Annotated in this window: 9 protein-coding genes and 1 pseudogene; 9 read left to right on the top strand and 1 reads right to left on the bottom strand. The window is 62.3% G+C overall.

Features of this window, described 5'->3' with window-relative positions:
- Positions 1 to 260, bottom strand: a 260-nt coding sequence (locus DBO86_RS25265) for a MerR family transcriptional regulator (RefSeq protein WP_146173217.1), incomplete at its 3' end; no start/stop codon positions are given.
- A gap of 71 nt (positions 261 to 331) precedes the next feature.
- Between DBO86_RS25265 and merT the strand changes: the two genes are divergently transcribed.
- From merT to DBO86_RS25220, 9 genes and pseudogenes are all read left to right on the top strand, one after another.
- On the top strand, positions 332 to 682 hold the full coding sequence (gene merT, locus DBO86_RS25260; RefSeq protein ID WP_108235194.1) for a mercuric ion transporter MerT: 351 nt from the start codon (positions 332 to 334) through the stop codon (positions 680 to 682).
- A 12-nt stretch (positions 683 to 694) separates the two neighbouring features.
- Positions 695 to 970 carry a mercury resistance system periplasmic binding protein MerP gene (gene merP / locus DBO86_RS25255; RefSeq protein ID WP_003131987.1) on the top strand — a complete coding sequence of 92 codons (276 nt, stop codon included), beginning with the start codon at positions 695 to 697 and terminating at the stop codon, positions 968 to 970.
- A gap of 71 nt (positions 971 to 1041) precedes the next feature.
- A complete protein-coding gene (merA, locus tag DBO86_RS25250; protein WP_003158917.1) occupies positions 1042 to 2727 on the top strand; it encodes a mercury(II) reductase in 1686 nt (561 codons plus the stop codon).
- A gap of 17 nt (positions 2728 to 2744) precedes the next feature.
- Positions 2745 to 3110: a mercury resistance co-regulator MerD gene (merD, locus tag DBO86_RS25245; protein WP_000995360.1), complete on the top strand. Its 366-nt coding sequence runs from the start codon at positions 2745 to 2747 to the stop codon at positions 3108 to 3110.
- A complete protein-coding gene (merE, locus tag DBO86_RS25240; protein WP_003132004.1) occupies positions 3107 to 3343 on the top strand; it encodes a broad-spectrum mercury transporter MerE in 237 nt (78 codons plus the stop codon). Before merD ends, merE begins: the two co-directional genes overlap by 4 nt.
- Positions 3340 to 4329, top strand: a complete 990-nt coding sequence (locus tag DBO86_RS25235; protein WP_003132006.1) for a DUF3330 domain-containing protein — start codon at positions 3340 to 3342, stop codon at positions 4327 to 4329. The genes merE and DBO86_RS25235 overlap by 4 nt, the downstream gene beginning before the upstream one ends.
- Positions 4330 to 4459: 130 nt before the next feature.
- Positions 4460 to 5020 carry a recombinase family protein gene (locus tag DBO86_RS25230; protein ID WP_003124096.1) on the top strand — a complete coding sequence of 187 codons (561 nt, stop codon included), beginning with the start codon at positions 4460 to 4462 and terminating at the stop codon, positions 5018 to 5020.
- 2 nt (positions 5021 to 5022) lie between these two features.
- Positions 5023 to 7755 (top strand): annotated as a pseudogene (locus tag DBO86_RS25225) (Tn3 family transposase); the annotation flags it as partial.
- Positions 7756 to 7900: 145 nt separating this feature from the next.
- Complete coding sequence (locus tag DBO86_RS25220) at positions 7901 to 10816, top strand: Tn3-like element IS1071 family transposase (protein ID WP_003049965.1); 2916 nt, start codon at positions 7901 to 7903, stop codon at positions 10814 to 10816.
- The last annotated feature ends 143 nt before the right edge of the window (positions 10817 to 10959 follow it).

Genomic DNA, 10959 nt, shown 5'->3' with positions numbered 1-10959 from the left:
CTGCTGGCTTCCTCGCAATGGGTGCCATCCTCCAGCCGCAGCAGCTCGGCGATCTCATCCAGGCTGAAGCCCAACCGCTGGGCTGATTTCACGAAGCGCACCCGCGTTACATCCGTCTCGCCATAGCGGCGAATGCTGCCGTAAGGCTTGTCCGGTTCCGGGAGCAAGCCCTTGCGCTGATAGAACCGGATGGTCTCCACATTGACCCCGGCCGTCCTGGCGAAAACGCCAATGGTCAGGTTCTCCAAATTGTTTTCCATATCGCTTGACTCCGTACATAACTACGGAAGTAAGCTTAAGCTATCCAATTCAGATTCGAAAGGACAAACGTATGTCTGAACCTCAAAACGGGCGCGGCGCGCTCTTCACTGGCGGGCTGGCCGCCATCCTCGCCTCGGCTTGCTGCCTCGGGCCGCTGGTTCTGATCGCCTTGGGGTTCAGCGGCGCTTGGATCGGCAACTTGACGGTGTTGGAACCCTATCGCCCCATCTTTATCGGCGTGGCGCTGGTGGCGTTGTTCTTCGCCTGGCGGCGCATCTACCGGCAGGCAGCGGCCTGCAAACCGGGTGAGGTCTGCGCGATTCCCCAAGTGCGAGCTACTTACAAGCTCATTTTCTGGATCGTGGCCGCGCTGGTTCTGGTCGCGCTCGGATTTCCCTACGTCATGCCATTTTTCTACTGATCGGAGTTCACCATGAAGAAACTGTTTGCCTCCCTCGCCCTCGCCGCCGTTGTTGCCCCCGTCTGGGCCGCCACCCAGACCGTCACGCTGTCCGTACCGGGCATGACCTGCTCCGCCTGCCCGATCACTGTCAAGAAGGCGATTTCCAAGGTCGAAGGCGTCAGCAAAGTTGACGTGACTTTCGAGACACGCCAAGCGGTCGTCACCTTCGACGATGCCAAGACCAGCGTGCAGAAGCTGACCAAGGCAACCGCAGACGCGGGCTATCCGTCCAGCGTCAAGCAGTGAGTCACTGAAAACGGCACCGCAGCACAACGGACGTCATTGTCTGGCGCCACAAACGATAAAGGATCTGTTGCATGACCCATCTAAAAATCACCGGCATGACTTGCGACTCGTGCGCGGCGCACGTCAAGGAAGCGCTGGAAAAAGTGCCAGGCGTGCAGTCGGCGCTGGTGTCCTATCCGAAGGGCACAGCGCAACTCGCCATCGTGCCGGGCACATCGCCGGACGCGCTGACTGCCGCCGTGGCCGGACTGGGCTACAAGGCAACGCTAGCCGATGCGCCACTGGCGGACAACCGCGTCGGACTGCTCGACAAGGTGCGGGGATGGATGGCCGCCGCCGAAAAGCACAGTGGCAACGAGCCCCCGGTGCAGGTAGCGGTCATTGGCAGCGGTGGAGCCGCGATGGCGGCGGCGCTGAAAGCCGTCGAGCAAGGCGCGCAGGTCACGCTGATCGAGCGCGGCACCATCGGCGGCACCTGCGTCAATGTCGGCTGTGTGCCGTCCAAGATCATGATCCGCGCCGCCCACATCGCCCATCTGCGCCGGGAAAGCCCGTTCGATGGCGGTATTGCGGCAACTGTGCCTACGATTGACCGCAGTAAGCTGCTGGCCCAGCAGCAGGCCCGCGTCGACGAACTGCGGCACGCCAAGTACGAAGGCATCCTGGGCGGTAATCCGGCCATCACCGTTGTGCACGGTGAGGCGCGCTTCAAGGACGACCAGAGCCTTACCGTCCGTTTGAACGAGGGTGGCGAGCGCGTCGTGATGTTCGACCGCTGCCTGGTCGCCACGGGTGCCAGCCCGGCGGTCCCGCCGATTCCGGGCTTGAAAGAGTCACCCTACTGGACTTCCACCGAGGCCCTGGCGAGCGACACCATTCCCGAACGCCTTGCCGTAATCGGCTCGTCGGTGGTGGCGCTGGAGCTGGCGCAAGCCTTTGCCCGGCTGGGCAGCAAGGTCACGGTCCTGGCGCGCAATACCTTGTTCTTCCGTGAAGACCCGGCCATCGGCGAGGCGGTGACAGCCGCTTTCCGTGCCGAGGGCATCGAGGTGCTGGAGCACACGCAAGCCAGCCAGGTCGCCCATATGGACGGTGAATTCGTGCTGACCACCACGCACGGTGAATTGCGCGCCGACAAACTGCTGGTTGCCACCGGTCGGACACCGAACACGCGCAGCCTCGCGCTGGACGCAGCGGGGGTCACTGTCAATGCGCAAGGTGCCATCGCCATCGACCAAGGCATGCGCACGAGCAACCCGAACATCTACGCGGCCGGCGACTGCACCGACCAGCCGCAGTTCGTCTATGTGGCGGCAGCGGCCGGCACCCGTGCCGCGATCAACATGACCGGCGGCGATGCGGCGCTCGACCTGACCGCAATGCCGGCCGTGGTGTTCACCGATCCGCAAGTGGCGACCGTGGGCTACAGCGAGGCGGAAGCCCACCACGACGGGATCGAGACCGACAGCCGCACCTTGACCTTGGACAACGTGCCGCGTGCGCTCGCCAACTTCGACACACGCGGCTTCATCAAGTTGGTTATCGAGGAAGGCAGCCATCGGCTGATCGGCGTACAGGCGGTCGCGCCGGAAGCGGGTGAACTGATCCAGACGGCGGCTCTGGCCATTCGCAACCGCATGACGGTGCAGGAACTGGCCGACCAGTTGTTCCCCTACCTGACGATGGTCGAGGGGTTGAAGCTCGCGGCGCAGACCTTCAACAAGGATGTGAAGCAGCTTTCCTGCTGCGCCGGGTGAGAAAAAGGAGGTGTTCAATGAACGCCTACACGGTGTCCCGGCTGGCTCTTGATGCCGGGGTGAGCGTGCATATCGTGCGCGACTACCTGCTGCGCGGATTGCTGCGCCCGGTGGCGTGCACACCAGGCGGCTACGGCTTGTTCGATGACGCCGCCTTGCAACGGCTGTGCTTCGTGCGGGCGGCCTTCGAGGCGGGCATCGGCCTCGACGCGCTGGCGCGGCTGTGCCGGGCGCTGGATGCGGCGGACGGCGACGAAGCGGCCGCGCAGCTTGCCCTGCTGCGTCAGTTCGTCGAGCGTCGGCGCGAAGCGTTGGCCGATCTGGAAGTGCAGTTGGCCACCCTGCCGACCGAGCCGGCACAGCACGCGGAGAGTCTGCCATGAACAACCCCGAGCGCTTGCCGTCCGAGACGCACAAACCGATCACCGGCTACCTGTGGGGCGGACTGGCTGTGCTGACTTGCCCCTGCCACCTGCCCATCCTCGCTGTCGTGCTGGCCGGCACAACCGCCGGTGCTTTCCTCGGCGAGCATTGGGTCATCGCGGCGCTCGGTTTGACCGGCCTGTTCCTTCTGTCCCTGTCGCGGGCGTTGCGGGCATTCAGGGAAAGAGAATGAGCGCTTTCCGGCCGGATGGATGGACGACGCCGGAACTGGCCCAAGCGGTCGAGCGCGGGCAGCTTGAACTGCACTACCAGCCCGTCGTCGATCTGCGCAGTGGTGGGATTGTCGGCGCGGAAGCCCTGTTGCGCTGGCGTCATCCGACGCTTGGACTATTGCCACCGGGCCAGTTCCTGCCCGTGGTCGAATCGTCCGGCCTGATGCCTGAAATCGGCGCTTGGGTGCTGGGCGAAGCCTGCCGCCAGATGCGTGACTGGCGAATGCTGGCATGGCGACCGTTCCGGCTGGCCGTCAATGTTTCGGCGAGCCAAGTGGGACCGGACTTCGACGGGTGGGTAAAGGGCGTGCTGGCTGATGCCGAGTTGCCCGCCGAGTATCTCGAAATCGAGCTGACCGAATCGGTCGCGTTTGGTGATCCGGCGATCTTCCCCGCCCTGGACGCCTTGCGGCAGATCGGTGTGCGCTTCGCCGCCGATGACTTCGGGACGGGGTATTCCTGTCTGCAACATCTGAAGTGCTGCCCAATCAGCACGCTCAAGATCGACCAATCGTTTGTCGCCGGGCTCGCCAACGACCGCCGCGACCAAACCATCGTGCACACCGTGATTCAGCTTGCGCACGGGCTGGGCATGGATGTGGTGGCTGAAGGCGTGGAAACATCGGCGAGTCTTGATCTATTGCGACAAGCGGACTGCGACACAGGACAAGGCTTCCTGTTCGCGAAGCCAATGCCGGCGGCGGCATTCGCCGTCTTCGTCAGTCAATGGAGGGGTGCCACCATGAATGCAAGTGACTCGACCACCACCAGTTGCTGCGTGTGCTGCAAGGAAATCCCGCTCGATGCCGCCTTCACCCCGGAAGGCGCGGAATACGTCGAGCACTTCTGCGGGTTGGAGTGTTATCAACGCTTCGAAGCGCGTGCCAAGACAGGGAACGAAACCGATGCCGATCCGAACGCCTGCGACTCGCTACCGTCAGATTGAGGCATACCCTAACTTGGCGTCAGACCATCCGGCGCTAAATCGTCAGAATAGAGTTGCCTTCCGAATTGATTGACATGCGCCGTCAAGGGTCATAGATTTCTTCCTGACACATTTCCCTCAGGAGGATACCTTGCACGGTCAGCGCATCGGTTACGTCCGCGTCAGCAGCTTCGACCAGAACCCAGAACGGCAGCTCGAACAGATCCAGGTGGATAAAGTGTTCACCGACAAGGCGTCGGGCAAGGACACACGGCGGCCCGAACTGGAACGGCTGCTCGCCTTCGTGCGCGAAGGCGACACGGTCGTGGTGCACAGCATGGATCGTCTGGCGCGCAACCTCGACGACCTGCGCCGCCTGGTGCAGGGCCTCACCCAGCGCGGCGTACGCATCGAGTTCCTTAAGGAGCATTTGACCTTCACCGGCGAGGACTCGCCGATGGCGAACCTGATGCTGTCGGTAATGGGCGCGTTCGCCGAGTTCGAACGCGCCTTGATCCGCGAGCGGCAGCGCGAGGGCATCGCGCTCGCCAAGCAGCGCGGGGCCTACCGTGGCAGGAAGAAATCCCTGTCGTCTGAGCGTATTGCCGAACTGCGCCAACGTGTCGAGGCTGGCGAGCAAAAGACCAAGCTGGCTCGTGAATTCGGAATCAGTCGCGAAACCCTGTATCAATACTTGAGAACGGATCAGTAAATATGCCACGTCGTTCAATCCTGTCCGCCGCCGAGCGCGAAAGCCTGCTGGCGTTGCCGGACACCAAGGATGAGTTGATCCGTCACTACACGTTCAGCGAAACCGACCTCTCCATCATCCGGCAGCGGCGCGGCCCGGCCAACCGGCTGGGCTTCGCCGTGCAGCTCTGTTACCTGCGCTTTCCTGGTGTCATCCTGGGCGTCGATGAGCCGCCGTTTCCGCCCTTGTTGAAACTGGTCGCCGACCAGCTCAAGGTCAGCGTCGAAAGCTGGGACGAATACGGGCAGCGGGAGCAGACCCGGCGCGAGCACCTGGTCGAACTGCAAACGGTGTTCGGCTTCCAGCCCTTTACCATGGGCCACTACCGGCAGGCCGTCCAGTTGCTGACCGAGATGGCCTTGCAGACCGACAAGGGCATCGTGCTGGCCAGCACCTTGATCGAGCACCTGCGGCAGCAGTCGGTCATTCTGCCTGCCCTCAACGCCGTCGAGCGGGCGAGCGCCGAAGCAATCACCCGCGCCAACCGGCGCATCTACGATGCCTTGGCCGAACCGCTGTCGGACGCGCATCGCCGCCGCCTCGACGATCTGCTCAAGCGTCGGGACAACGGCAAAACGACCTGGCTGGCCTGGCTGCGCCAATCGCCCGTCAAACCGAATTCGCGGCACATGCTGGAACACATCGAACGCCTCAAAGCGTGGCAGGCGCTCGACCTGCCTTCTGGCATCGAGCGGTCGGTGCACCAGAACCGCCTGCTCAAGATCGCCCGTGAGGGTGGCCAGATGACGCCCGCCGACCTGGCCAAGTTCGAGGCGCAGCGACGCTATGCCACCCTGGTGGCGCTTGCCATCGAGGGCATGGCCACCGTCACCGACGAAATCATCGACCTGCACGACCGCATCCTGGGCAAGCTGTTCAACGCCGCCAAGAACAAGCATCAGCAGCAATTCCAGGCGTCCGGCAAGGCGATCAACGCCAAGGTGCGGTTGTTCGGCCGCATCGGCCAGGCGCTGATCGAGGCCAAGCAGGCGGGCCGCGATCCGTTCGCCGCCATCGAGGCCGTCATGTCCTGGGATGCCTTCGCCGAGAGCGTCACCGAAGCGCAGAAGCTTGCGCAGCCCGAGGACTTCGATTTCCTGCACCGCATCGGCGAAAGCTACGCCACGCTGCGCCGCTACGCGCCGGAATTCCTTGCCGTGCTCAAGCTGCGGGCCGCTCCCGCCGCGAAGGACGTGCTCGACGCCATCGAGGTGCTGCGCGGCATGAACAGCGACAACGCCCGCAAGGTGCCCGCCGACGCGCCGACCGAGTTCATCAAGCCGCGCTGGCAGAAGCTGGTCATGACCGACACCGGCATCGACCGGCGCTACTACGAACTGTGCGCGCTGTCGGAGATGAAGAACGCGTTGCGTTCCGGCGACATCTGGGTGCAGGGGTCGCGCCAGTTCAAGGACTTCGAGGACTACCTGGTGCCGCCCGCGAAATTCGCCAGCCTCAAGCAGGCCAGCGAATTGCCGCTGGCCGTGGCCACCGACTGCAACCGGTACCTGAACGACCGGCTGACGCTGCTGGAAACACAGCTTGCCACCGTCAACCGTATGGCGACGGCCAACGAGCTGCCGGACGCCATCATCACCGAGTCAGGCTTGAAGATCACGCCGCTCGACGCGGCGGTACCCGACACCGCCCAAGCGCTGATCGACCAGACGGCAATGATCCTGCCGCACGTCAAGATCACCGAACTGCTGCTGGAGGTGGACGAATGGACGGGCTTCACTCGGCATTTCGCGCATCTGAAATCGGGCGACCCGGCCAAAGACAAGAACCTGTTGCTGACCACGATCCTCGCCGACGCGATCAACCTGGGCCTGACCAAGATGGCGGAGTCTTGCCCCGGCACGACCTACGCCAAGCTGGCTTGGCTGCAAGCCTGGCACATCCGCGACGAAACCTACGGGGCGGCGCTGGCCGATCTGGTCAACGCACAGTTCCGCCATCCCTTCGCCGAGCACTGGGGCGACGGCACCACCTCATCGTCGGACGGCCAGAACTTCCGCACCGGCAGCAAGGCCGAGAGCACCGGCCACATCAACCCGAAATACGGGAGCAGCCCAGGGCGGACGTTCTACACCCACATTTCTGACCAGTACGCGCCATTTCACACCAAGGTCGTGAACGTCGGCGTGCGCGATTCGACCTACGTGCTCGACGGCCTGCTGTACCACGAGTCCGACTTGCGGATCGAGGAGCATTACACCGACACGGCGGGCTTCACCGATCACGTCTTCGCCCTGATGCACCTCCTGGGCTTCCGCTTCGCGCCGCGCATCCGCGACCTGGGCGACACCAAGCTCTACATCCCGAAGGGCGACGCCGCCTATGACGCGCTGAAACCCATGATCGGCGGCACGCTCAACATCAAGCACGTCCGCGCCCATTGGGACGAAATCCTGCGGCTGGCCACCTCGATCAAGCAGGGCACGGTGACGGCCTCCCTGATGCTCCGAAAGCTCGGCAGCTACCCACGCCAGAACGGCCTGGCCGTGGCGCTCCGCGAGCTGGGCCGCATCGAGCGCACGCTGTTCATCCTGGACTGGCTGCAAAGCGTGGAACTGCGCCGCCGCGTGCATGCCGGCCTGAACAAGGGCGAGGCGCGCAATGCGCTGGCCAGGGCAGTGTTTTTCAACCGCCTGGGTGAAATCCGCGACCGCAGTTTCGAGCAGCAGCGCTACCGGGGGGTCTCCTCGTTTTCAGTGCAATAAGTGACGGTACGCAAAGCTAGCACTGGCGCGGGGGTGGTCTGGGTAGACCGTTGATTTCATTGACTTTCCTGTTCGCTTTGTAAACGGGTATGGTGGCCTCCCACTTTTGAGGTTCACGATGCAGGGTTGGCACACAACGTTTTTGGGGATGCGTGGGCTCCCCCGCGATATCAGCGACTTCGAGATGAAGGCATTTTTCACCTTCGATGGTGCCGAGCGCGACGCAATCAATGCACGCCGAGGTGATTCCCACAAGCTTGGTCTGGCGCTCCATATTGGTTTCCTGCGCATGAGTGGGCGTTTGCTCGGTGCCTTTCGGGTAATTCCAGTAGCCTTGTGGCGCCACCTTGGCAACGAGCTTGGCATTGCAGCACCAGAAGTCGCCTCGCTGAGAGCCATGTATGAACGCGGGCGCACGCTATTCGATCACCAACAAGTAGCCTGCACGGTCCTTGGATTCCAGTGGATGAGCGAGCACCAGCGCCGCTCACTGGTACGTGAACTGCGCGACGAAGTGGCGCGCTGCGCCGACCGCGATCAGCTACTCGTGCGGGCGCGTCAATGGCTGTACAAGAACAAGCTGGTGATCGTGCACGAGCGGGCAATTCGGACACTGATTGCGGCGGCACTTGCCCAGCTTGAAGTTGAAACAGGCACCGCCATCGCCGCCAGCGTTGATCCAGCAACACTTGATCGCTGGCGAGCCTCAGTTTCAGAGCTGCGCCCAGATGGACAAACCCAGCAGAGTTGGCTATGGGCTGCACCGGCGAAACACTCAACCCGCCAAATCAGCGAGGTACTGGAGCGCATCGACCTGCTTTACACGCTGGACGTTCATAAGCACCTGGCAGACATCCCCGATCTCATCTTGCGCCGCTACGCGCGCCGACTTGTCTCCAGGCCGCCCTCAGCCGGAGCCAAGATCAAAGAGCCAGCGCGCACCGTGGAGGTCGCATGCTTTCTTCGGTATTGCCTGTTCACCACCACAGACCAGTTGATCCTTATGGTGCAGCGCCGGATCGCCGATCTGTGGCGTCAGGCTGCCGCCGATGTCCCCGCTACCGTCAATTGGGCCGCAATGTACAAAACGCTGCTCGGCGAACTTGTTGCCTTGAGCGCGCAAGGTGCGGTGCCAGATGCTGAGTTGCGTGCCCGTCTTGAAGCCTTGATCACCGAAACCCAGAAACGCAAACCACCGAGCAGGGCCTCCCTGGTCCGCGAGGGATTGATTGATGGAATTCGCCCCGTGCGGTCGTTGCTCGTCGCCATTGCAAAGCTGCCCTGGCAGGCCACCGGCGAGCATCCTGCCATCGAGTACCTTGCCAAGCTGCAAGCTTTATATCTCAAAGGATCCAGAAAGCTGCCAGTTGAAGTGGTGGCACCAAGTCTGGGAATGATCTGGCAGGTTTCGATCTCCAGCCCAGACCGGGAACGGGCGTTTCAGGCGTTGGAGGTGGCCACCCTGTTTGCCCTGCGCCGCGCGGTGCGCAATGGCTCGGTCTGGATTGAGCACAGCCTGAGCTTTCGGGGTCGTGCGCGCTTGTTCTTCACGGACGAGCGTTGGCAGGCAGAGTCCAAGAAACACTATGCCCGTCTATCGTTACCCAGCAAGGCTGCCACTTTCTTGAAGCCTTTGCTGGCCAGAGTAACTGCCGGTGTCGATGCGGTGGCCGCTGCAGCCCGCAGTGGCGTACTGCGCGTGGATGATGAACTCCATTTGTCGCCATTGCCCGCAGAGGACGAAGACCCAGAAGTGACCAAGCTGCGCGCGGCTTTGGATCACCGCATCGGTGAGGTTCAATTGCCGGAAGTGATTCTGGCCGTTGACGCCCAGGTGCGCTTTAGCTGGATCATGCTCGGACGTGAGCCGCGCTCTACCGACGAGCTGCTGATGGTCTATGCCGGCATCATGGCCCACGGCACCAGTCTGACTGCGGTCGAATGCGCGCGCATGATTCCGCAATTGTCTGCCACCAGCATTCGCCAGGCCATGCGCTGGGCGCGGGACGAACGGCGTCTGAGCCAGGCCTGCCAGGCTGTGCTGGAATTCATGCAGCGACACCCGATTGCCGCCACCTGGGGGCGGTCCGATTTGGCATCTTCTGACATGATGAGCATGGAGACCACCAAACGGGTGTGGCAAGCCCGGCTTGATCCTCGGCGCAACACACCTTCCATTGGAATCTACTCCCATGTAAAAGACCGGTGGGGCATCTTCCATGCGCAGCCCTTTGTGCTCAATGAGCGCCAGGCGGGCGTGGCCATTGAAGGTGTCATCCGCCAAGAAAAGCTGGAGACCAGCCAGCTTGCTGTGGATACCCATGGCTACACCGACTTTGCCATGTCACATGCCCGTTTGCTTGGTTTTGATCTTTGCCCGCGGTTGAAGGAACTCAAACAGCGCCACCTCTTTGTGCCACGCGGCACCAAAGTGCCCGCAGAAATCGCTGCGGTGTGCGAAGCCAATGTCGACGTCGCTTTGATCGAAAAGCATTGGGATAGTCTGGTGCACCTGGCAGCCTCGGTCATGAGCGGACATGCCAGTGCGGTGGCAGCTCTTGCGCGGTTCGGTTCTGCCGCCCAGGGCGATCCAATCTATGAGGCTGGCGTGCAATTGGGGCGGTTGCTGCGTACGGCGTTTTTGGCTGACTACTTTGTCAAGGACGCTTTCAGGAACGAGTTGCGCCGGGTGCTCAATCGGGGCGAGGCTGTTAACGCCCTCAAGCGCGCCATTTATACCGGCCGGATCAGCCCGGCGCAGGCCAAACGTGTCGATGAAATGCAGGCTGTGGCCGATGCGTTGAGCCTGATGGCCAACATCGTGATGGCGTGGAATACCTCACAGATGCAGGCGGTCCTGGATCGCTGGTCGAACCGCCGCCAGGTCATTCCACCGGAACTGATCGGGAAGATTGCGCCCACCAGGCTGGAGAGCATCAACTTGCGGGGTGTGTTTCGCTTCCCGGTTGACCGCTATGCTGACCAAATCCTGCCTTCGCGGCCAAATGCATCGATAACTGGCACCAATGGATGAAACCGACCACGGTTTGACGCCACGAATCGCAGATTTGAAAGTGAACAGGAAAGTCAATGAAATCAACGATCTACCAACACCACCTCCGCGCCAGTGCTAGCTTTTCGTACCGTCACTTATTGCACTGAAAACGAGGAGACCCC

Origin of the sequence: Ectopseudomonas oleovorans, assembly GCF_003052605.1 — a bacterium.
GTDB lineage: Bacteria > Pseudomonadota > Gammaproteobacteria > Pseudomonadales > Pseudomonadaceae > Aquipseudomonas > Aquipseudomonas oleovorans_A.
This window is presented reverse-complemented; position numbering and strand designations above follow the sequence as displayed.

Excerpts from the sequence above, each read along its gene's own strand:
- merT (WP_108235194.1), top strand. The coding sequence starts at position 332 with ATGTCTGAACCTCAAAACGGGCGCGGCGCGCTCTTCACTGGCGGGCTG.
- merP (WP_003131987.1), top strand. The coding sequence starts at position 695 with ATGAAGAAACTGTTTGCCTCCCTCGCCCTCGCCGCCGTTGTTGCCCCC.
- merA (WP_003158917.1), top strand. The coding sequence starts at position 1,042 with ATGACCCATCTAAAAATCACCGGCATGACTTGCGACTCGTGCGCGGCG.
- merD (WP_000995360.1), top strand. The coding sequence starts at position 2,745 with ATGAACGCCTACACGGTGTCCCGGCTGGCTCTTGATGCCGGGGTGAGC.
- merE (WP_003132004.1), top strand. The coding sequence starts at position 3,107 with ATGAACAACCCCGAGCGCTTGCCGTCCGAGACGCACAAACCGATCACC.
- DBO86_RS25235 (WP_003132006.1), top strand. The coding sequence starts at position 3,340 with ATGAGCGCTTTCCGGCCGGATGGATGGACGACGCCGGAACTGGCCCAA.
- DBO86_RS25220 (WP_003049965.1), top strand. The coding sequence starts at position 7,901 with ATGCAGGGTTGGCACACAACGTTTTTGGGGATGCGTGGGCTCCCCCGC.